The sequence below is a fragment of the Collinsella sp. LCP19S3_A7 genome (assembly GCF_052121995.1).
GTDB lineage: Bacteria > Actinomycetota > Coriobacteriia > Coriobacteriales > Coriobacteriaceae > Collinsella.
Genome location: NZ_JBQKDE010000008.1, coordinates 72,273 through 92,864, shown reverse-complemented (window position 1 = coordinate 92,864; position 20,592 = coordinate 72,273). Strand labels below are relative to the sequence as shown.

Below are 20,592 nucleotides of genomic sequence, written 5' to 3'. Positions count from 1 at the left end.
CGCTTGTAGGGCCGGACGCTCACGACGATGCGCTCGGCCTCGATGCGCGCGCCCAGGACGACCGTGCGGGCCAGACCGAGGGCGAGAAGTAGTAGACTCTTCATGCGTCACACCTCTTCGGTTGTCTGAATTTGGCTTAGCAATCATAGGCGGATGACGCGGAAACGGCCCCTCCCGGGGCCGTTTCAGTTCCAGATCGTTGTTTTCGCCCGCTGAGCTGGGCCTATGCCGGAATCTCTCCCACAGAAACCACCGAAGAGCCCGATATTCTTCGTCGGCATCGAGCGGGCACCGGGTGATGCGTACGCGTGCCTCTGGACGGCTCGCCAGCTCATCATCACCGCGCAACGCCTCGGCACATTTCTCATAACAGCTGAATGGCGCGCCGAAGGCCCCACAAAGTTGCCCGTCGGGCACAATCTCCTCTTCATACTGATAAACGTAGCCCGTCCCACTCGCAAACGCATCGACGCACCGCTTGTTGTAATCGATTGTCCAGCGCAAAAAAGCATGGAAATCGGGGATGGCCGGCCTTCCAAGACCGGCATGGGTTGCCTCCAGCGAACAATTGGGCATGGTTCGGGCGATCTCCTGCCAAGCTTCGCATTTCTGATCGAGCGTGGCGATCTTCGAAAACCAAACCAGATAGGCGGCCTCGATGGTGTCGGGTTGAAAATTGATGCGGCGGAGATGCTCCCGAATGTCCCGGGAGTCCACAAAATCCAAGATGTCCATGGTTAGCTCCTCTTTGTTTCGAATCGCTCCGGCGGGGTTATCGCATCATCGAACAGCTCCGGATAGCGGGTCTTGAGCCCGCCGTCTTCCCCTTCAAACCGCTCGGCTTTTTTCTTGACCAGCGCCTGTAGCTCGCAAAGACTTGATAGCGCAATAAGTGAGTCAAGACCCAGATCGCCGTCGAGATATGCCCGCACGCCGTACAGAATTCTCGCCTCCGGCTTGAGCGGGATGCGGCAGTATTCCATATCGAGAAGAAAGCAACTTGGCTTTCCGATATAGACGGGGTACTCCAGGGGATATTCAATCTGACAGCCGTAGGCGTACATGTCGCTCGTATCGCCATTTTGACGATGGTGCCTGAGCAGGTCGTCGGCCTTTTTTGCGGCGCATTCCCTGTAGGTGGAAGGCGGAAGCTCATCCATGACCCGCTTCGTGGTCCATGTCTGCATATTGAGAAGCAGTATGGGGTCGCTAGGGTCGCCGTGACAACAGATGATGTCGCCGGCATGGAATGGCGTCGGGATGTCAAACCACATCAGCTCAAAGGCGAAAGTGGGGTCTTCTCCCTCGCGTTCCTTGTCGATGCAGCGCAGTTGACAGTCCATGGTCTCGCCTTTCGCGTTGAGCAAGAGTTTGTCGGCGGCATAGTGGCCATCGTCCGGATTGATCGGGCGGCGTGTTACTTCAACCGAGGTAGGATTCTCCTCCTCAAGCACATTCCAGATTGCCTCGAAACATTTTTCGTAGCTGGTGTAGGGGCCATAATTGCACTCGCTCTCAGGGGGACTTCCCGTCTTGTCCTCAAAGAAATACATGTGCTTGCCAGGCTGTTTGAACTGGGCGATTTTCTTGCGCTCCCATCTGATGACGTCGCGAAGAAAGACATGGAAGTTGGGGATATTGAACGTGCCGTATCGCCTGCTCATTGCACAATTGGGCATGTTTTCGAGAATCTTTTGCCAGGCCTCAATTTTCTGTTGCAGCGTCTTCTCTTTCGAATGGTCGACGATGAACGCTGCCTCGGGCGTGGTGGGCTCGTAGCCGATGCCTTCCAAATGCTCTCTGATATCGGGCGAGTCGAGAAACTCGAGAATGTCCGAACGTATGGCGTTGACGCCGGCGCCGGCCGATGTGCGATATGGCTGCAGGCAGTCGTGTACGACCGATCCATCCGACCAATGTTTGCCACAGCCGGGGTCATCGTGCAGTTTTTTCGAGAGTTCGAGCATAAAGGAGCAATCATCGGGCAAGTCGCCGATATAGCGTTCGGCGGTGTAGAGCGCAGAGGGTGTGAAGTCGTCGAGGAAGCCGTCCGTGAAATCCCTCAAGCGGAGATTGCCTTCCTCAACGCCGTAGATTTTGCTCGGATAGGCGCACCAAACCTGGCCTTTGAACGAACTATCGTAGTCGTCTTCGAGCACGATGGCGAAACGAGGGCCGTGGTCGAAGGGCCGACCGTCGATCTTGATGATGTCGCCGGGGACCCAGGGAGTGTAAAAGACCTCACCATTGGCGCAGAAGTGCTTGCTATTGTTCCACGGCAAGTGATTGATGCTTTGATGCGGAGTCCGCTGATTCCGGCGGTCGCTCAAAAAGACCAAATCGCCAGCCATGGTTGCGGCGAATATCAGCGAGGCTTGAGCGCGTGGGCGGTCGTGTAAGTCTTCGGCGGTATAGAGCTTAATCTGCCAGAATGATTCGGACCAATCTTCATCGGGGTCGTCATCGACGTATTGCTTCATAAGGGTTTGAGCGGCATCCCAAGAGGCAACGGGGAAGGGGCCATCAAAGGTGTCGTGCCCGCGCTCGTCTTCACTGTAAAACACGCCGGAGACCAGCAAGATACCGCGGTCACGGTCAACGTTGTAAAGCATATCGAGTGCAGTGTCGAGTTGTTCGAGGCCGGAGTCGATCGTCTCGGCGTAATCCGATGAGACCTCTTTGCGAAGCTGCTCGAGCATGGTCCGTTTTTCGTCGAGCGTCTTGAGGGAGCCGCCGATGGTTTTACAGAGGGAGCCATCTGCCATTCCCATGTGTTTGAACATATGAGCACGCAGCTCATCGTCCTTGATGCAACTGCAAACGAGCTCCCTGCCGGCATCGGTGATCACGGTATCTGCTTGGCTGTCCATTGCAACCTCCAATTCGGTCGTTGCCGTTAGCATCCATCAGAGGTTGTGCTTTGTGGTCCCATTAACGGGTCTGATATGAATCTCGCGTCAAACATACTTTTGGAAACGCACTGGTACATGAGTGTGCGCGTACTGAAAGGACAATCGGTAGTGGTGTTTCAAAAACTAAGTGTAACTGGCGCAACCGCCGTCTTCTTCTAAGAAGGGATCGGCCGTCGCATCGAACAGCTCCGGGTAGCGGTCCTTGAGCCAACCGTCTGCATCCTCGAAGTCACGCGCCTTTTTCTCCGCCAGCGCCTGTAGCTCGCATGCGCTGGCCATTGCGGCGAGCGAATCAACCGCCAGGTCGCCTTTGACATATGCCCTGACGCCGTAAAGGATTCGCTCCTCTGACTTGAGCGGCTTGCGGTAATAGTCGATGTCCAAAAGAAAGCCCTCAGGCTCCCCAATGTAGAAGGGGAAATGCAAGGCGGATGAGACTTGGCAGCCGTAGGCGTACATGTCGCTGGTGTCGCCGTCATATCGGTGCCAGCGCAATAGCTTGTCGGCCTTTTGAACGAGGCGCTCTTTGTAGACGGAGGAGGCCAGCTCTTTGTCGACTCGTTCGGATCCCCAAGTTTGCAGGTCAAATAGCACCATCGGCTTGTCGGGGCGTTGGAGGTTGCAGACGATGTCTCCGGCATGGAAAGGCGTCGGGATATCAAACCACATGTCCTCGAAATCGCTGGCGGTGCCCGCCTCGTCCCACTCGCTTTTGTTGCGGTAATCGCAAGACATTACTTCGCCGTTCGCATTGAGTAAGAGCATGTCGTCGGCATAGTGGTCTTCTTCTGGGTCGATGGGACGACGAGTGATCCTGATGGCTTTGGGATCGTCACCGTCGAGCTCTTTCCAGATGGCATCGAAGCACTTTTGATAACTGCTGTACGGGCCGTAAAGATAGCCGCCCTGCCCGCGCCGGTCCCACGAGTAGTCCTCAAAGAAGTACAGGCTTTGACCGTCCGTCCTTTTAAGGTGCGCGAGCTTTCGTTTCTCCTGCTTGATGACATTGCGCAGAAAGGCATGGAAGTCCGGGATGACGACCGTGTCATTTCTGCGGCTCATGGTGCAATTGGGCATATTGTCGATGATCTTTTGCCAGCCTTCGAGCTTTTGCTGCAGCGTTGCTTTATGCGAGCAATTGACAATGAAAGCCGCTACGGGCGTGGTGAGCTCGTAGTTGATTCGTCGTTGAAGATGCTCCTTAATACTTTGCGAGTCTAAAAACTCGAAGATGTCCGGACGAATATCCAGCTCGCTTTGGTTGGCGGGCTTGCGATACGGCTGAAGGCAGTCATGTCCGACCGAGCCTTCGGACCATTGCTTGCCGTAGTCGGGGTTGTCGTGCAGCATCTGCGAAAGCTCGAGCATAAAAGCGCAGTCGTCCGGCAGCTCACCGGTGTAGCACTCGGCGGTGTAGAGGGCGGAGGGGATGAAGGGGTCCAGGAGACTGTCGCTGTAGGTGCCGGATGAAAGTGAACCCTCCTTAACGCCGTGATCTTTACTAGGCCCTGCGCACCAGATCTGTCCCCGGAGCGTGTGCTCGTAGTCGTTTTCGAGCACAATGGCAAAGCGAGGCCCGTGATCAAAGGGGCGACCGTCGATTTTGAGGATGTCGCCTGGGACCCACGGCGTATAGATGGGTTCGTTGCTGTTGCAGAACCGTCTGCTATCGTTTCGCCAGGCGCTTTCGACATACGATTTGCGAGTGCGGTTATTGCGCTGATCGCGGAGAAATATAAGCTCGCCATCTTTGGTTGCCGCAAACGCCAGGGAGGACTGCGCCGTTTGATGTTCGTGAAGGTCTTCTGGGGTGTATAGGTCGATCTTCCAGTACGATTCGGACCAGTCGTCTTCAGGATACTCTTCGATGTAGCGCTTCATGAGTGCCTGCGCGGCCTCCCACGATGCGGTGGGGAAGGGACCGTCGAGGGCGTCGGCGTCGCGCTCCTCCTCGTTGTAGACCATGACGTATAGCAGGAGGATTCCATGGTCGCGCTCGACGTTGTGGAGCATATCGAGTGCGCTGGTGAGCTGGGCGAGATGCGAATCGATATCTTCGACCAGTTCCGGCGAAACCTCCTTGCGGAGTTGCTCGAGCATGGTGCGTTTTTCATCAAGCGTCTTAAGAGAGCCGGCGATGATTGGCGCTGGCCAGTATAGGTATTTACGCATGTGGTCGCGCAGCTCTTGGCTCTTGATGCAGCTGAGGACGAGGTCCTTGCCGGCATCGGTGATGCCATCGCATGCCTGATTGTTCATGTCGGCCTCCTTATCGATCATTACCGGCATGATGCAACGGGCGTGGCGATTGTTGGTCCCATTAACGGGACCAAGCAGCGGCTCGATGTGACAAAGGGACTGCCCCTTCGTCGCATCCAAATATTGCCTTTACGTGTTGATACACACGGTGTGCAATAATACTCGCACTGTGCAATAGCGCACAGGCAGAGTAACAAGGAGGACGCTTGTCCCAGCTCGAGAAATGCGATCGCCGGTCCCTTCGCTCGCAGCGTGCCCTTCGCCAGGCACTTGCCAGCGAACTAGCCGAAAGCGGCGATCTTTCGCGCATTAACGTCGCGTCGCTCACCGAGCGCGCCGGCCTTACGCGCCGTACGTTCTATTCGCATTACCGCGATATCCCCGACTTTATCAATCAAATCGAGGACGGCTTGCTGGCCGAGATTCGTGAGCGTATTGAGCTCATCACCGCAGCTCGGCTGCCCGATCTCTATCACAACATCGATGAGCTCGAGCCGGCGCCCGGTTCGGTTGAGCTACTGCGTTATCTTGCGGCCAACCGCGACTTGATCGGTGCTCTGCTGGGTCCGGGCGGCGACCAGGCCTTCATTAAAAGGATTATCGACACCGCGCGTGAGGCTGTGGTGCCGCGTGCACAGACGGGCATTTTGGGCCTGGCGCTGGGCACGTTCTTTGACTACTACGTCACCTACGTCGTGAGTGCCGAGGTCGGCATGATTCAGCGCTGGTTTGAGCGTGGGCTCACCGAATCGCCCGAGGCCATGGCGCGCATGATGACGGTGCTCGCTTTTGTGCGTCCTGGTGACCTGTATGGCCAACCCATCGATATCAACGTGCCGGAGTACGGCATGAAGCTATTGAACTTGCAGCTCGAGGACGCGGCCGACACCGCCGTAACCGTCGAGTCCAACAACTAAGAGGAGAGACAATGAGCAAACTCGTCGAGGGCATCAAGGACCGTATGGTCGCCGCCGCACGCGAGGCTGCGCCCACCGTGGTGGACGCCGCGCAGAAGGCCGCGACCGCGGCTGCCGAGAAAGTTGCCGAGGCAGTTGCCGATGCCAAGAATGCGGCAGGGGAGACGTCCGTCGCTAGCGAGCCCGCCACCGCCGCCGAGCCCGCAGCCGCCGCCCACGCCCCCGAAGGCGCGATCTTCAACCCCGACAACGCCCACGGCAACCTGCACCTGGGCATCGACGTTGGCTCCACCACCGTCAAGCTCGCCGTGCTCAACGATGACAACCAGATCGTCTACGCCAAGTACCAGCGCCACCATACCGACGTCCGCGCCTGCGCCCGCGACCTGTTCGAGGGTGCTGCGGCCGTGCTGCCGACGGCCCAAATGACCTGCGCCATTACCGGCTCGGGCGGCCTGCTGCTGTCCCAGTGGCTCGACCTGGAGTTTGTCCAAGAGGTCATCGCCAGCAAGCGCGCCGTCGAGACCCTCATCCCGGCCACCGATGTCGCCATCGAGCTGGGCGGCGAGGACGCCAAGATCATCTACTTCGATAACGGCATTGAGCAGCGCATGAACGGCACCTGTGCCGGTGGCACGGGTGCGTTCATCGACCAGATGGCAACCCTGCTGCACACCGACGCCAGCGGCCTTAACGAACTCGCGGCCAACGCCACCACCATCTATCCCATCGCCAGCCGCTGCGGCGTTTTTGCCAAGACCGACGTGCAGCCGCTGCTCAACGAGGGCGCCCGCCCCGAGGACGTGGCCGCCTCCATCTTCCAAGCCGTCGTGACCCAGACCATCTCGGGCCTGGCGTGCGGCCGTCCCATCCGCGGTAACGTCGCCTTCCTGGGCGGCCCGCTGCAGTATCTCTCCGAGCTGCGCCATCGCTTCTACCTCACGCTCAATCTGGACGAGGAGCACCGCATCGTGCCCCAAAATGCTCACCTGTTTGTGGCGAGCGGTGCCGCCATGGCGCACGAGTCCAATAAGCTCAGCACGTTCCCGCAGCTCATCGAGGCCATCGATGCCCTGGGTGACACACAGGGCGCCGAGGTCGAGCGTCTGGATCCGCTCTTTGCCACCGACGAGGACTTTGCCGAGTTCAAGACCCGCCACGACACCGAAGTCGTCCCCAAGGGCAAGCTCGAAGGCTACACCGGTCGCGTGTTCATCGGTATCGACGCCGGTTCCACCACCATGAAGGCCGCGCTTGTGGGTGAGGACGGCCAGTTGCTGCATACCTGGTACGGCAACAACAACGGTGACATCCTGGGTACGGCCAAGGTCATCATGGCCGATTTCTACAACCACATCCCCGCCGGCTGCACCATCGGCCACGTGACCACCACGGGTTACGGCGAGGCGCTGCTCATCGAGGCCCTCAAGGCCGATTCCGGCGAGATCGAGACCGTCGCGCACCTGCGCGGCGCCAAGGCGTTCCTGCCCGGCGTCGAGTTTATCCTGGACATTGGCGGTCAGGACATGAAGTGCCTGCGCGTAAAGGACGGCGTCATCGAGCACATCATGCTCAACGAGGCCTGCTCGTCGGGTTGCGGTAGCTTTATCGAGAGCTTCGCCGTCTCTATGAACATGGACGTGCGCGCGTTCGCCGATGCAGCCATCCATGCCAAGGCTCCGGTGGACCTGGGCAGTCGCTGCACGGTCTTTATGAATTCGCGTGTTAAGCAGGCGCAAAAGGAAGGCGCCACGGTGGGCGACATCGCGGCCGGTCTGTCCTATTCCGTCATTAAGAATGCCCTGTTCAAGGTCATTAAGCTGCGCGATCCCAAGGAGATCGGAAGCCAGGTGATCGTCCAGGGCGGCACCTTTATGTCCGATGCCACGCTGCGCGCGTTTGAGCAGCTCACCGGCGTTCACGCCGTGCGTCCCGACATCGCCGGCTGCATGGGCGCCTATGGTGCGGCCTTGCTCGCCCGCGATCGCGCTGGCGCCGATGGCACCTCGACCATCCTTTCGGCCGAGGACATCGCGCACCTCACTGTGACGCAAAAGCACGTCCGCTGCGGCCGTTGCTCCAACAACTGCCAGCTCACCGTCAACGACTTTGGCGGCGGCAGGCGCTTCATTACCGGCAACCGCTGCGAGAAGGGCGCCGGCCACAAAAAGCAAAAGACCGAGGCCCCTAACCTCTTCAAAAAGAAAAACGAGTTGCTCTTTAATCGCGAGGTGCTGAGCCCCGACGAGGCCCCGCGCGGCACCGTGGGTATCCCGCGCGCACTCAACATGTACGAGAACTACCCCTTCTGGCACGCGTTCTTTACGCGCTTGGGCTTTAGCGTGCAGCTGTCCGACCAGTCGAGCAAGAAGACCTACCAGGCGGGCATCGAGTCCATGCCGTCCGAGAGCGTGTGCTATCCGGCCAAGATGAGCCACGGCCACGTGATGAACCTTATCGACCGCGATGTCGACTTCATCTGGATGCCGTGCGTGCGCTGGGAGCGCAAGGAGGATCCGACGGCTGGCAATTGCTATAACTGCCCCATCGTCATGAGCTACCCCACGGCGCTGGCACTCAATATCGACGAGATTCGTGAGCAGAACATCGAGTTCCTGTACCCGTTTGTGCCCTATCACGACAAGACCGAGCTCAAGCGCCGCTTGTACCAGGTGCTTGCCGTCGACCGCGTGGCCGATGCTGAGGCCGGTCGCGGTCGCGTGCGCGGTCCCAAGATCACGCGCTCCGAGGTCGATGCCGCCGTCAACGCTGCCTTTGAGGCCGATGCACGCTTCCACGAGGACATCCAGACCATGGGCGAGGAGACCCTTAAGTGGGTCGAGGACCACGGCGGTCACGGCATCGTGCTCGCCGGCCGCCCCTACCACAACGACCCCGAGATCAACCACGCCCTGCCCGAGCTTATCTCGAGCTTTGGCTTTGCGGTCTTTACCGAGGATTCGCTTGCGCACCTGGTGAAGCCCGAGCGCCCCATCCGCGTCGTCGACCAGTGGATGTACCACAGCCGCCTGTACGCCGTCGCCCGTTTTGTGACGATGCGCAACGACCTGGACCTGATCCAGCTCAACTCTTTCGGCTGCGGCCTGGACGCTCTGACTACCGATCAGGTGCAGGAGATTCTGGAGGCCAGCGGCAAGATCTACACCGTGCTCAAGATCGACGAGGTGTCCAACCTGGGCGCCGCGCGCATCCGCATCCGCTCGCTCATGGCCGCGCTTAAGGACCAGGAGGCCGAGCGCTTGGCCGAGGCCGCGGCCGCGGGCGAGACCTACGAGCAGGGCGATGCCGCGCCGGTGGCTCCCTCCACGGATGCCCCCGCATTCGCGAGCCGCAAGTACACGTTCGAGGCTCAGCGCGAGAGCGCATCGACCGCGTGGCCCAAGGTGCCCTTTACCGAGCAGATGCGCGAGGAGGGCTACACCATCCTGTGCCCGCAGATGGCGCCGATCCACTTTGACCTGGTCAAAGAGGTGTTCCGCGGTGCCGGCTACAACTTGGAGCTGCTGCCCTCGACCGATCACGACGCCGTCGAGGCCGGCCTGCGCTATGTGAACAATGACATTTGCTATCCGTCCATTTTGGTGACCGGCCAGATTATGGAGGCCATCGAGAGCGGCCGGTACGACCTGTCCAAGACGGCCGTGGTTATCAGCCAGACCGGCGGCGGCTGCCGTGCCACCAACTACATCGCACTCATCCGCAAGGCCCTGCGCGAGAGCGGCCACCCCGAGATCCCGGTGATCTCGCTTTCGGCGGTGGCGCTCGGTGAGGATAACCCCGGCTTTAAGATTACGCCGGCGCTGCTTAAGCAGGCAGTCTACGCGGTGCTCTTTGGCGACGTGATGATGCAGATGCTTTATCGCTGTCGTCCATACGAGGCTACGCCCGGCGCCGCCAACGCACTCTACGAGGAGTACATGGCGCGCGCCCGCAAGCTGGCGCCCAAGTTCAACCGCCACAACTACACCAAGCTGTGCCGCGAGGCCATCCGCGCGTTCGACACCATGCCGCTCGTGGGTGAGGGCACCAAGCCGCGCGTGGGCGTGGTCGGCGAGATCTTGGTCAAGTTCCACCCTACAGCCAACAACCACGTGGTCGACGTTATCGAGCGCGAGGGCTGCGAGGCCGTGGTGCCGGGCCTGCTCGACTTCTTCCTGTACTCCATGAGCAACGCCGAGCTGCAGAAGGATGAGCTCGGAAGCTCTGCAACCACGCGCGCTGGTATGCAGGCGCTCATCAAGCTCGTGGACTGGATGCGTACGCCGGTGGAGGAGCTGCTCCAAAAGTCCCGCCGCTTTGAGGCGCCCGAGCGCATCGGCACCATGGCGGACAAGGCCCGTACGGTGCTTTCGGTTTGCAACAACATGGGCGAAGGCTGGCTGCTCACGGCCGAGATGCTCGACCTGATTGACCATGGCGCGCCCAACATCATCTGCACGCAGCCCTTTGCGTGCCTGCCTAACCACGTGGTGGGCAAGGCCGTGATCAAGGAGCTGCGCCGTCAGCACCCCGAGAGCAACATTGTCGCGGTGGACTACGACCCCGGCGCGTCCGAGGTCAACCAGCTCAACCGCATTAAGCTCATGATCAGCGTGGCCAAGGAAAACATGCGCACCGGTAAGGGCTTTAAGCTCGAGAAGGTGGCGCCGCTCGCGATGGACGAGGTCACTGGCCAGATGCGTGCCCATGATGGCTGCGTGAGCTGTGGCTCGGCCAGCGAGGAGGCCGTTGCATCGGTCGCCAAGCGTCTGGGACGCGGCATTAAGAAGTAGTTGGCCTGCTATGTGCTAGATATGAGACAAACGGGTGGTAGCCGTATCGGCTACCACCCGTTTTTGCTGGACATATGCTGCGTAAACGCCCCAACTATCATCTCTTCCGAAAGCGACGTGTTAGTGGCACCAAAAATCGCCCTTGGAACCCTGAGATAATGAACATATGTAGCCGTTCGCCGCAAATTACCGTCCGTTTATGGAACCCACCCCCAGCGGGCGTCATCCTTACGGTTGAATAAATACACATCCATGGAATTACGTAAGAGAGGACTGTTCCTATGAGCTACAAGACCGTTTGTGTTGCCGGTGGCGGCGTGTTGGGAAGCCAGATTGCCTTTCAGGCTGCCTACTGCGGCTTCGATGTGACGATCTGGCTGCGCAGCGAGGGCAGCATCGGCCGCACTCAGCCCAAGATCGATCATGTGCGCGAGGAGTACATCGCGGCTATCGAGGGCATGGCGGACGGCACGGGCGAGTGGTGTGCCGGTATCGCCGATAGCGACCAGCCCTTCGACAAGGAGGCGGCGCTCGCCGCCGTCGAGCGTGCCTACTCCACACTCAAGCTAGAGCTCGATCTTGCCAAGGCAGTGGCCGACGCCGATCTGGTTATCGAGTCGATGGCCGAGGACACCCAGGCAAAGATTGACTTCTACAAGAAGCTCGCCCCGGTTCTCCCGCAAAAGACCGTTGTCGTGACGAACTCCTCCACGCTGCTGCCGAGCACCTTTGCCAAGTACACCGGCCGCCCCGAGAAGTACCTGTCGCTGCACTTTGCCAACTCCATCTGGAAGAACAACATGACCGAGGTCATGGCTCAGGACCAGACCGACAAGCGCTATTTCGATGAGCTCGTCGACTTTGCCAGCGATATCCGTATGCTTGCCCTGCCCGTCAACAAGGAAAAGAACGGCTATCTGCTCAATTCCATGCTGGTGCCGTGGCTGCTTTCGGGCCTTGATCTGTACGTCTCGGGCGTCAGCGACCCCAAGAGCATCGACCTCGCATGGACACGCGGCACTGGCGCGCCCAAGGGCCCGTTCCGCGTGTTCGACACCGTGGGCATCCAGACGGCCTACAACATCGTCATGCAGTATCAGAAGGTGCCGGGCTTGGTGAGCCCGCTGCTCAAAAAGATGATGATGCCCTACAACTTTAAGGCCATGGCATCCGTCCTCAAGCAGATGCTCGACGAAGGCAAGCTGGGCGAAAACTCGGGCGAGGGCTTCTTCAAGTACTAAAAAGATCCCTCGGCAACATTGAGAAACGTGTCATTTGCAGTGTCAGTGCGCCGCAGCGCCGCTCGGCAACGGGACAATCCGCTTTATGCGCCAACGCGAACTTGTCGACTTTGCCGTGGACTGGATCGAGCACCATCGCGGCCGCCCCGATTGATCACTTGGGAGCGGAAGAGTTGCGGATTCCCTTCGCGCCCCGCGTTTCCGTATCGCTACAAGCTTAAACTTGCATTAAGGGGCGTTTGTTAAACTGCGAGTCATAATTAGACAGGGCTGGGCAAACGCCGTGGTATATGAGGGAACAACAATGGTATTCAAAGACGGTAACGATATGGAATTGAGTGACAAGGACAGCAGACTGTTTTCGCGTCGAGCGGCTCTTGCGGGTGCGGCGGGCACGCTGGCGCTTGCCGGGACAGGGCTCATGGGCTGCTCGGTCGGCGGGGCCGGCACGGGCGCCGCATCTACTGCGAGCAACGAGCTCACTGACGAGCAAAAGAAACTCCACAAGCAGATTGTCGCGACCTACGACGTCGAGAAGCAGGCGGCCATCAAGGAGCGGCTCGATGCCGAGTACGCTGACGGCGGCTACAACGAGACCACTCCGTTTATCGCGCAGGATCCCTTTGGCACCGATACCCTGAGCTGCTACGTTCGCTTTGCGACAACGGATTCCGTAACCGTCTCCTACAAGGTCGCCGGTCGTAAAAAGACTGGCGACACGCCCAAGGTCGCCGCGTTTTCCCATACGCCCCACGGCGGCGACGCGCCGGCCACGGAACACGAGTTCAAGGTCATCGGCCTCATTCCCAACCACAAAAACACGGTAACCATCACTTGCACGGCACAAGATGGTATCAGCCGCACCTCGACGTTCACGGTCAAGACGCCGGCTCTCAAAGGCGAGGAAGAAGAGCAGCTTGCCGTTACGTCGGGGGAGTCCAATACGCCGCTTGCCGATGGTCTCTTTACCATCTTGGGCAACGACTCGTCCAAGCTCGACTTTATGTACCTCTACGACAACGACGGCCAGATTCGCGGCGAGGTGCCGATTGTCGGCTACCGCAGCCACCGCCTGCTGTTCCCGGGCGACGGCAGCATGATCATGAGCGTCTCGACTACCAAGATGGCCCAGATCAACGCCATCGGCCAGGTGGTAAACGTCTGGAGCACGGGCGACTACGAGCTACACCACGACTACGCTTTCGATGACGATGGCAACCTGCTGGTGCTGGCGAGTCACGCCGGCTCCGAAGCCGATTTGGACGTCGATCGCGCGGCTGCCAAAAAAGATAAGGACGATCGCGTTAATGTAGAGGACCTCATCATTAAGGTCGACATAACAACAGGTGACGTCTCTCTCGTCGTGGACCTGGGCGATATGTTCCCCGACCTCAAGGCAAGCGCCAAGGTTGCCTCGGACGGCGACCTGGATTGGATTCACATCAACACGATCCAGTGGCTCGGCGGCGGCACCGTTTTGCTCAGCTCGCGCGAGACCTCAACGGTCATCAAGCTCACGGATATCTACGGTACGCCTACGGTCGATTGGCTTATGGGCTCGCCAGAGTTTTGGGCCGGCTCGGGCTTTGAGGACAAGTTGCTGCAGGCTCAAGGCGATTTTTCGCTCAACGCAGGCCAGCATAGTGTGACCTATCTGCCAAACGACGAGACGACCGCGACTGGTCGCTACCAGGTGCTGCTATACGACAACAACTTTGGTGTTGCCGAGAGCTATCCCAAGTTCGACTGGGGCCAGCTGGGCGCTGCGGTAGTGACCGACTACAGCAAGGGAACGCATTCGTTTGGGCGCATTTTTACGGTGGACGAGACCACGCGCACCTACGAGCTTGTGGACCAGATCGCAGTGCCGTTCTCAGGTTACGTAAGTAGTGCGCAGCGCGTCGGCGATTCGAATAGCATGCTCGTGGCATCGGGCATAGCCAAGACCTTTGCCGAGTACGATCGCTATGGACTGCCCATTGCCACGTACGAGATGGAAGCCGAGAAGTACATCTACCGCGTGTACAAGTACGAGCTGTAGCGCTGCGCTTGGCTGTGCCTGTGCCCCGCGGCTGCGCGCGCTCGTACCGGGCCTACCTCACGTTCCGCATCACTTCACGTCAAACTCCACGCGATCGAGTTCGGGTACGTTGAGGTCGATGAGCTTGCGGGCAACACGGCGGTCGTGCGCCCCGAGCGTCTCGCTTGTCGTTACGCGAGCGACAGTCTGGCGCTCGACAACGCCCTCCTTGTCGCCCTCGGTAGCCGAGGTCTCGACGGCGACGGTGTAATCCTTAAAGCCCGGCAGCACCGCCGCAAGTTCGCGCGTGGTTTCAGTGACGCCGTAGCCGTCTTGCACGCCGGCCTGCGCCGAGCCAATAGACCCCGCCGTCATAATAATGCAGGGGATGGCAAAGATCACCGTGCCCACGATGATGCGGCGGCGCACCTTGCGCGATAGCTCGTTGACCTCGGCGTTTTCTTCAGCAGTCACAATACCGTCGCCGTTCAGGTCGCGCTTGAGCGGCACGCGCAAAAGAAGCAGCACGGCTTCGGCAGCCAGTGCGATAAAGACCACGTTGATGCCAAACTCATAAAGCGCCGAGAGAAACAGTGACCCGCTTGCAATGGCGATGCCATAGCCCGCCGCGCACAGGGGCGGCATGAGCGCGGTCGCCACGGCCACGCCGGCGATAAGCGTGGCAGGTTCCTGGTCACGCGAGTTGCCCAGCCCGCCCGCAAAGCCGCCCGCGAGCGCGACGGCAAGGTCCCACACAGTGGGCGTCGAGTTGTCGATGATGGCGGCCGTGGTGGTGCCAAGGGGCGAGAGCTTAAAATACAGCGTGGACGTGATCAGACAAAAGGCCATCTGTAGCGCGAGGCCGGCGACGGCCTCGACGGCAATCTCGCGGTCGAGCGTGGCGATGCCATATGCCATGGCAAGGACCGACCCCATGAGTGGGCAGATGAGCATGGCGCCCACGATGGCAATGTCCGAGTCGATATCGAGGCCGATGCTCGCGATGAGCATGGCGATGATGAGGATGCATAAGTGCGAGCCGGTCAGCCGCGCCCCGTTTACAAAGCGCTTGCGAATCACGTGATAGGGTGCGCGACCCTCGCGAATGTTGAATGCGCGCTTTAGGAAGCGGCCGGTGTTCTCCAGGGCCTCACTATGGGCAGGTCGAATGCCGTGGCGCCGGTGATGGCGTTTGCGTAGTCGCTTGATCTGTTGTTTGTCGAGTTCCATGTCCACCTCGTATTGCCGCAGGAACGCGGGTGCGCTCGTAGCATGTACTCTACACCGTGGCGGGCGGGGCGGTCATCTTGACGTGAAACTTAGACGAGCAGGTAAGGGGGACGTCAAATGCGGTTGCGGCCGAGTGTTTCGACAGTTACAGAGCGCGGGGCCGGATGGTCTCCGGCCCCGCGCTCTGTACGGGTACGTTGTTGTTGGGTTTAGCCCAGCAGACTCAGGCCGACGGAGACAAACGCCAGGATAACGCCAACGACAGACTCGCCTCCCAACAGGCCGCTGGCGACGACCAGGCCCTGCTCCTGGAAGGCAGCATCCTTGGAAGCCTTCTCTTTGCCCGAAAGACCGGCGGCGTCGCGGTGTGCGGCCCACTTGTCGTAGGCGAGCTTGACGCAGGAGCCCAAGAAGGCCGTGAGCGACATGTAGAACGGCAGGTACACGCCCAGACCGATCATCATGGCCGGAATGCCGAGCCAATACATGACGATGCCGGCGATAAAACCGCCTGCGAACCACGGCACGCTCGGGATGCCCGAGACCATGGTGGCGACTACGCTTGCCTGCGTGGCCACAAAGCTCTTGTCGGGACCAAAGGCGTCCGGACCATAGGCGGTGACGAGCGCGACCATGACGGCGGCAGCGACCAGTGCGCCCACGATGCCGCCGATGGCCTGGCCGATCCACTGTGCGCGCGGGTTGGTGCCCAGCACGGCGCCGGCCTTAAAGTCGTTCATGACGTCGCCCGCAAGGCCGCACGCCACGGCCACGATGCCGGCGATAAAGAACAGCTTGACCTGCGCAAGCTGCGCGAAGGCCGCTACGATGAGCATGACGATGAGGCCAAAGATCTCCATGGGGTCGATACCCGTCTGACCGCAGCTCTGCGCACTCATGATGGTGGTGACAAAGGTGAACAGCGTGACGATGACGGCTGGGACGGGGCCAAGGTCGAGCGCGATGGCGATGATCACGGCGATGGCGGCGGTGCCCAGGCCGATGATGCCGGCGTCGAGCTTAAGCGAGCCCGAGATGAGCGACTGCTCGTCGGTGTCGGTGGAGCTGTCGGCGGCAAGACCGCGGACGATACCGGCGACCTGCGGCAGGATGTCTTTGAGGACGACGGCGACGCCAAAGCCCATCATAAGGCCCATACCTAAGGACTTGACGATACCCTGCGCGGTCACAATATCGAACAGGCCGGCAGCGGTGCCGCCGACGATAATGCCAAAGTTGCCCAGCAGCGCGCCGGCAAACCAGAAGGCGACGGGGGCAAAGCCCACCAAAAAGCCGATGGACAGCAACATGGGCGAGTTGTAGATGGCAAAGGTCACGCCGGGGATATTGAGCGTGCACAGCATGCTGGGCACCACGCCCAGGGCGTCGCGCAGCACGCTATAGATGCCTGCGATGGCCATGGAGCCAAAGAGCTGCTTGCCGGTCTTGCCGCCGGCCTCGGTAGCACGCAGGGTCTGGGCTGCGGCGTTGCCGGTGGGAAACTCCAGCGCGGCGTCCACGATAAAGTGACGGTGGATGAGCGCCGTTGCCAGAAGGCCCAAAATGGTGCCGGCGAGCGCCACGATAAACATGTCGAGCCAGCTGATCTGGTCGGCATAGCCCAGCATCCAGGCGCCCGGGATGGTAAACGCCAGGCCGCCGGCGACCATGGCACCCGCGGACATGATGGTGTGGGTAACGTTGGCCTCGTTGAGGCTGGCATTGCCCATGAGCTTAAGGAAGAACAGCGAGATGACGGCAGCGAAAATGATCGGCCAGGGGAGGGCGCCCATCTTGAGGGCCGTGTAGGCCGAGCTTGCCGTGATAATCACGCAGCCAAGGACGCCGATGACGACGCCGCGCAGCGTGAGTTGACCGCGCATAGAAGTGCGGTTCGAGGGATTGCCCATATAGAACTCCTTTGCGTATATCCGCTTCCCCCGCAAGCGCCGCTACGGATACGGCTCGGGAAGTCGGGTTACCAAGGGCCGCCGCGTGAGCTCGCGCACGACCGCGCATCAGTATAGCGGCATCGCCCATCCCATGCCCTGCCAAAACCAGCTAATTTGGGACGGGGCTTTTTAGTCATTTTGGGACGGGGCTATTTTAGCTACCCTTTGACAGTCGACGAATTATCTGGGATTGGGGCAAATATCAACCGACATATTGGGGTAGCTAAAATAGCCCCGTCCCAAAATGACTACCTGGGATGGCTGGTTCGGGTAGGCGATATACTGCTGGGCAGACGAAAGGAGCGCCGACGATGCTTAATGGGTGCGCATATATATTGACGGTCGACGTGGGCAACACGTTCATTCGCTTTGGTCTGTTTGCCGAGGATTCGGCCGCGGCGCAGGAATGCCCGCTTGCGACGTGCGAGATCACGACGCCGCCGAGCATTACGGCCGATGAGGCGCGCATGAGGCTCGCGCGGGTCATGGGCGCACTGGCAGCCGATGCGGGCATGCCTGGTGTGCTCGTTCCCGCGGCAGCAGTGCTGAGCTGCGTGGTGCCGGCGCTCGAGCGCCCGTGGAAGGCGGCACTTTCCCGTACCTGCACGGGGCGCGTGCTCACCGTGGGGCCGGGACTTAAGACCGGCATGCCCGTGCACTACGACGACCCGGCCGAGATCGGTCCCGATCGCATCGCCGACGCCGTGGCGGCCCGTGTCGTCTACGGCTCTCCGTGCATCGTGATCGACCTGGGCACTACGACCAATATCGAGGTCATCGATGCGCGCGGAACCTTTGTCGGCGGTGTTATCGCGCCGGGGCTGGCGCTCGGCGCTCGCTCGCTCTCGGCCGCTGCGGCGCGCCTGCCGCAAGTCGAGCCCTCGGCACCCACGCATGTGATCGGTCGCAACACGCGCGAGGCCATGCGCTCGGGCGTGGTCTTGGGCGAGGTGGCCCGTATCGACGGCATGCTCGACATGGTGCTTGCCGAGATGCGCTCGACCAAGGCGGCAGGCGAGGGCAGCGTGCCCATTGTCATCACCGGCGACGATGCCGAGGCGCTCGCGTCGTTGGTCGGCCACAGCCTGACGGTAGACGACGCGCTGACGCTGCGGGGTCTCGCCGAGCTGTACCGCATCAACCAAAAGCCTCGCCGCGCATAAAGCCAAGAACGTCGGCGGGGGGAGGAAACAGCCCCGCCTTTCACCTGCTACAATGGGCCAAACTATTTCGATTTCGGAGGTGTCTGCCATGTCGGACGATCTTCATCAAACCGCGTCGGGCAAGCGCCGCGACGTTATTAGCTGGGACGAGTTCTTTATGAGCGTGGCCATCGCCGCGCAGCGCCGCAGCAAGGATCCCAATACGCAGGTGGGCGCGTGCATCGCCAGCACCAACCACCGCATTCTTTCGGTGGGCTACAACGGTACGCCCTCGGCGCTCAACGACGACTTTTTCCCGTGGGGCACGAGCGATGACCCGCTGCAGGACAAGCATAACTACGTAGTTCATGCCGAGGCCAACGCCGTGCTCAACTACCGCGGCTCGCTCAAGGACCTTGAGGGTTCCACGGTCTACGTCACGCTGTTCCCGTGCCACGACTGTGCCAAAATCCTGGCGCAGGTAGGTGTGGGCGAGGTTGTCTATCTGGACAATAAGTACGCCGACACCGACGACGGCCGAATCAGTCGCCGCATTCTCGACTCCTGCGGCATTAGCTTCCGCCAGGTTATCGTCGATGTCCACATTGGTACCGGGGAACAAACGCAGCAGTAGCGGCAGCGTGTACGAGCGCCGGGCGTTGGCAAAAGCGGCTAATTAAGCCCCGTTCCAAATTGACTGTCAAATTAACTGCTCGTGAAAGTCGTGTCCGCGCGCATGGACGGCTCGCGAGCGGGTACATGGCTGTAGTAACATAGCTCTGTCCGCGGGCGCGCCCGCGTTATTGTGAGAAAGGAGCCCCTGTGGCTGTTAACGAAGAGCTGCTTAAGAAGGTTCTTGAAGAGATTCGCCCCAACCTGCAGGCCGACGGCGGCGACATGGAGTATATGGGCGTTGATGACGAGGGCGTCGTCAAGCTGGAGCTCCAGGGCGCCTGCGCCGGTTGCCCCATGAGCGCTCTGACGCTTTCCATGGGCGTCGAGCGTATCCTCAAGGAGCACGTGCCCGGCGTTACGCGTGTCGAGCAGGTCAATGCCTCCGGCGAGGTCGAGGATCTGTACGACGAGTATGCGCCGTTCTGAGAAGCGAAAGCTGCGGGCGATGTGCTCCGCATAGACGTCATGCCCAAATGTGCGGCTGCGAGCGAAAGGCCCGCGGCCGCATTTGTATGTAGGGAACAGGGGGACCGATATGCTCAACGACCTCTACCATATGCTTGATCCTGTCGCCATTTCGGCGGGGCCCATCACCATCTACTGGTACGGCTTGGCCTATGTGGTCGGAGCTCTGCTCACGGCGGTCGTCATGTACCGCACGCAGCGTCGTTGGGGTTTTGACATTACGGTCGACGACCTGATGAGTGTCGTGGTTGGTGTGGTCTTTGGCCTCATCATTGGCGCCCGTCTGTTCTACGTCATCTTTTACGGTGACGGCTACTACTGGTCGCATCCGCTTGAGATCTTTGCCACCAACGAAGGCGGCATGAGTTTCCATGGCGGCCTGGTGGGCGGCATCATCGGCGGCGTGCTCGTGTGCCGTATGTACAAGCTCGACGCCTGGACCATCGCCGACCTTGCCGTTATCGGTGCTCCGCTGGCCTTGTTCCTGGGGCGCTGCGCCAACTTTGTCAACGGCGAGCTGTGGGGCAAGCCGACCGATCTGCCCTGGGGCGTGATCTTTGGCGGGACAGCGGGCGATATGCCGCGCCATCCATCCGAGCTCTACGAGGCATTTCTCGAGGGCATTGTGCTCTTCTGCATTCTACAGGTGCTCAGCCGCAAAAAACCGCTGCTGCCCCAGGGTGCGTTTATGGGTGTGTTTGTGATGGGGTACGGCATCGTCCGCTTTTTCGTTGAGTTCGTGCGCGTGCCCGATGCCCAGCTGGGCTATCTGCTGGGCGGCGTCATCACCATGGGTCAGCTGCTGAGTTTGCCACTCGTGATTGCGGGCCTGGCGCTCATCATTTTTGCCCTCCGCCGCAACCGTCCCCAGCGCATCTATCTCGACGCCTAACCACCACATACACCACAAAGGGGACAGGCGCCTTTGTGGCGGTTTTGCAAGGCAACGATGACAGAACCGTAACGTTTCCCCAGATAAAACCTGC

Annotated in this window: 13 protein-coding genes; 9 read left to right on the top strand and 4 right to left on the bottom strand. The window is 60.2% G+C overall.

The window, feature by feature from the left end:
* Positions 1 to 225 precede the first annotated feature (225 nt).
* Positions 226 to 741 (top strand): hypothetical protein, encoded by a 516-nt coding sequence (locus ACTQV3_RS05385; RefSeq protein WP_441535943.1) that lies wholly within the window; start codon positions 226 to 228, stop codon positions 739 to 741.
* Here the strand turns inward: ACTQV3_RS05385 and ACTQV3_RS05380 are convergent.
* Both ACTQV3_RS05380 and ACTQV3_RS05375 read right to left on the bottom strand, forming a co-directional pair.
* A complete protein-coding gene (locus tag ACTQV3_RS05380; protein ID WP_441535944.1) occupies positions 738 to 2,870 on the bottom strand; it encodes a hypothetical protein in 2,133 nt (710 codons plus the stop codon). The genes ACTQV3_RS05385 and ACTQV3_RS05380 overlap by 4 nt on opposite strands.
* Before the next feature lie 165 nt (positions 2,871 to 3,035).
* Positions 3,036 to 5,171 carry a hypothetical protein gene (locus ACTQV3_RS05375; RefSeq protein WP_441067607.1) on the bottom strand — a complete coding sequence of 712 codons (2,136 nt, stop codon included), beginning with the start codon at positions 5,169 to 5,171 and terminating at the stop codon, positions 3,036 to 3,038.
* A gap of 206 nt (positions 5,172 to 5,377) precedes the next feature.
* On the opposite strand from ACTQV3_RS05375, the gene ACTQV3_RS05370 reads away from it, so the two are divergent.
* The 4 genes from ACTQV3_RS05370 to ACTQV3_RS05355 all read left to right on the top strand — a co-directional run bounded on the left by ACTQV3_RS05370 (position 5,378) and on the right by ACTQV3_RS05355 (position 14,163).
* Complete coding sequence (locus ACTQV3_RS05370) at positions 5,378 to 6,088, top strand: TetR/AcrR family transcriptional regulator (protein WP_154514843.1); 711 nt, start codon at positions 5,378 to 5,380, stop codon at positions 6,086 to 6,088.
* Between the two features lie 11 nt (positions 6,089 to 6,099).
* The gene (locus ACTQV3_RS05365) at positions 6,100 to 10,881 is read left to right on the top strand and encodes an acyl-CoA dehydratase activase-related protein (RefSeq protein WP_441067609.1); all 4,782 of its coding nucleotides are present in this window, start codon (positions 6,100 to 6,102) and stop codon (positions 10,879 to 10,881) included.
* 281 nt (positions 10,882 to 11,162) lie between these two features.
* Positions 11,163 to 12,122 (top strand): 3-hydroxyacyl-CoA dehydrogenase, encoded by a 960-nt coding sequence (locus tag ACTQV3_RS05360; protein ID WP_441067611.1) that lies wholly within the window; start codon positions 11,163 to 11,165, stop codon positions 12,120 to 12,122.
* Between the two features lie 304 nt (positions 12,123 to 12,426).
* A complete protein-coding gene (locus tag ACTQV3_RS05355) occupies positions 12,427 to 14,163 on the top strand; it encodes an aryl-sulfate sulfotransferase (RefSeq protein WP_441067613.1) in 1,737 nt (578 codons plus the stop codon).
* Between the two features lie 69 nt (positions 14,164 to 14,232).
* Here ACTQV3_RS05355 and ACTQV3_RS05350 read toward each other — a convergent pair whose 3' ends face one another.
* Both ACTQV3_RS05350 and ACTQV3_RS05345 read right to left on the bottom strand, forming a co-directional pair.
* Positions 14,233 to 15,372 carry a DUF389 domain-containing protein gene (locus tag ACTQV3_RS05350; RefSeq protein ID WP_441015161.1) on the bottom strand — a complete coding sequence of 380 codons (1,140 nt, stop codon included), beginning with the start codon at positions 15,370 to 15,372 and terminating at the stop codon, positions 14,233 to 14,235.
* 209 nt (positions 15,373 to 15,581) lie between these two features.
* Positions 15,582 to 17,282 (bottom strand): OPT/YSL family transporter, encoded by a 1,701-nt coding sequence (locus ACTQV3_RS05345; RefSeq protein ID WP_441535946.1) that lies wholly within the window; start codon positions 17,280 to 17,282, stop codon positions 15,582 to 15,584.
* Positions 17,283 to 17,635: 353 nt separating this feature from the next.
* On the opposite strand from ACTQV3_RS05345, the gene ACTQV3_RS05340 reads away from it, so the two are divergent.
* The 4 genes from ACTQV3_RS05340 to lgt all read left to right on the top strand — a co-directional run bounded on the left by ACTQV3_RS05340 (position 17,636) and on the right by lgt (position 20,498).
* Positions 17,636 to 18,487 (top strand): type III pantothenate kinase, encoded by an 852-nt coding sequence (locus ACTQV3_RS05340; protein ID WP_441535947.1) that lies wholly within the window; start codon positions 17,636 to 17,638, stop codon positions 18,485 to 18,487.
* A gap of 88 nt (positions 18,488 to 18,575) precedes the next feature.
* Positions 18,576 to 19,100 carry a deoxycytidylate deaminase gene (locus ACTQV3_RS05335; protein WP_154514829.1) on the top strand — a complete coding sequence of 175 codons (525 nt, stop codon included), beginning with the start codon at positions 18,576 to 18,578 and terminating at the stop codon, positions 19,098 to 19,100.
* A gap of 188 nt (positions 19,101 to 19,288) precedes the next feature.
* Positions 19,289 to 19,567: a NifU family protein gene (locus ACTQV3_RS05330; RefSeq protein WP_427718265.1), complete on the top strand. Its 279-nt coding sequence runs from the start codon at positions 19,289 to 19,291 to the stop codon at positions 19,565 to 19,567.
* 109 nt (positions 19,568 to 19,676) lie between these two features.
* Positions 19,677 to 20,498, top strand: a complete 822-nt coding sequence (gene lgt, locus ACTQV3_RS05325; protein ID WP_441535948.1) for a prolipoprotein diacylglyceryl transferase — start codon at positions 19,677 to 19,679, stop codon at positions 20,496 to 20,498.
* Positions 20,499 to 20,592 lie beyond the last annotated feature (94 nt).